Source organism: Streptomyces sp. PU-14G (assembly GCF_041028275.1).
GTDB lineage: Bacteria > Actinomycetota > Actinomycetes > Streptomycetales > Streptomycetaceae > Streptomyces.
The window spans coordinates 1-1836 of sequence record NZ_JASKYT010000628.1; the positions used below are offsets into that span (position 1 = coordinate 1).

At 69.9% G+C, this 1836-nt stretch carries 3 protein-coding genes; all 3 read left to right on the forward strand.

Translation table 11 applies throughout. The features are described from left to right. The first annotated feature begins 358 nt into the window (after positions 1 to 358). The 3 genes from AB8Z75_RS34190 to AB8Z75_RS34200 all read left to right on the forward strand — a co-directional run bounded on the left by AB8Z75_RS34190 (position 359) and on the right by AB8Z75_RS34200 (position 1820). Complete coding sequence (locus AB8Z75_RS34190) at positions 359 to 508, forward strand: hypothetical protein (RefSeq protein WP_369208920.1); 150 nt, start codon at positions 359 to 361, stop codon at positions 506 to 508. A 21-nt stretch (positions 509 to 529) separates the two neighbouring features. Then, positions 530 to 865 (forward strand): hypothetical protein, encoded by a 336-nt coding sequence (locus AB8Z75_RS34195; protein ID WP_369208922.1) that lies wholly within the window; start codon positions 530 to 532, stop codon positions 863 to 865. A gap of 403 nt (positions 866 to 1268) precedes the next feature. Then, positions 1269 to 1820, forward strand: a complete 552-nt coding sequence (locus AB8Z75_RS34200) for a sigma-70 family RNA polymerase sigma factor (RefSeq protein WP_369208924.1) — start codon at positions 1269 to 1271, stop codon at positions 1818 to 1820. The last annotated feature ends 16 nt before the right edge of the window (positions 1821 to 1836 follow it).

A 1836-nucleotide genomic window follows, 5' to 3' on the forward strand; every position in this document is an offset into this window, starting at 1 on the left:
GGCCCGAACACGGCCCGCACAGAGGCGCGGGAGAGGAAGAGACGCAGCTCGCCCCGAGGGCGCGCCTGGCTCCGCGGGTGCGCCCGGCTCCCAGGGCGCGCTCGACTCCGGGGCCGTGCCCGAGCCGTCACKGGGGTCCGGGGCTGGGCCCGAGCGGTCACGGGGGTCCGGGGCCGCGCCCGAGCCGTCATCGGGGTCCGGGGCTGCGCCCGAGCCGTCACTGGGGTCCGGGGCTGGGCCCGAGCCGTCACTCGGCTCTGGGGCTGGGCCCGAACACGGCCCGCACAGAGGCGCGGGAGAGGAAGAGACGCAGCTCGCCCCCGGCGCCGTCGCGGCCATCCCCGAGCCGTCCGAGCAGGTGGCCGAACCGGCCGGTCTCGCCCGGCCCGCGGTTCCGGAGGAACTCCAGGACGCCGTGGCGCACATCAACCGGGCCGCGGCCGGGGGTGAGGCGCAACGCGCCATGGTGCTGGCCTTCCGCATGCGGGAGCACGCCGTGCGCACGTAGGGCGAGGCGCATCCCTACACGGTGGAAGCCCGCGATCTGGAGGCCTATGTCGCCTTCCTGGCCGGCGACCACGCGAGTTCCACGGCTATTTACCTCGACCTCGCCCGGCTGTGTCACGCACTGCGTGACCCCCGCGCACACGGATATCTCGAGCGGGCGGTCGGAAACTGGCACATGCTCACCGATCCGCGCCCGCTGCGTACGTATGGGCGCGAGTTGCTCGCCGCCTGGTCGAGGCTTTCCTCGGAATCGGGGCCGACAGCGGACGACATGGCTGTGCTGCGTCGCGTCCGGCGCCGACTGGAGGAATTCGTCGGCACGGCGCGTGCCGCCGGTGCGCAGGGGGGCGGCTCCTGACCACATCCGGTTTTCTGTCCGGCTCTTCTGCTCGATGCACGCCGCTGACCAGCGACATCAACAGCGGATGGACGTCGATGAACGCCGGTGGACGTCGGTACCCAGAAGCCTTCCACGGAGGCTGAAGTGACGAGCGTCACACAGGGTGGCACCAGTTGTCGTGAACTCCTCTCGCAGAGCCCGCATCTAAATCCACGTAAGGCAGATTAAGCACCTGGTTTTGCGGGATGCGGCTTTTCATGCCTTTTGTGGGGCGCTGCCGTGCGCCGCCCTCAAGGCAATCGGTCGTCAAAGGCATGTGCATCGCCTCTCACCAAACTCTCGATTTCGTGAGGGGACCCGCCGCGCGAGTCCCGAGGCCAGCCCGCCGTATCCGGCGGCTCGAATCGAGGGGAATCATCCTGTGAGCTGGATCGTCTTGGGGTCGGACGGCGCGACCAGCGCCCAGGAACGGGCGACGCGCTCGCTCTACGAACAGCACGCGCGTCCGTTACAGGGCTATGTGCTCCAACTGCTGGGGGGCGACCACCAAAGGGCCGAGGACGTCGTGCAGGAGACGCTGCTGCGATGCTGGCGCAACCAGCAACTCGTCGGCGGACGGGGTCAGGACCTGCGTCCGTGGCTGTTCAGGGTGGCCCGCAACCTCGTCATCGACGACTATCGCCTGCGCAGCGCACGCCCCAAGGAAGTCGACGGCACCGCCTGGCTGGAGGACGTGCTGGCCGACACCGACGACGTGGACCGCGTGCTGTCCTCACTGGTGCTCGTGAAGGCGTTCCAGACGCTCTCGCCCGCGCACCGGGAGGTGCTGTACGAGACGTACTACACGGGGCGGTCGACGCGCGAGGTGTCCCGCGTGCTCGGCATCCCACCGGGCACGGTGAAATCGCGGCTTTACCACGCGGTACGCAATCTCCGGCACGCACTCGGAGTACCCGAGGCCGGCGTGAGGTAGACCTCCGGCCCGCCCC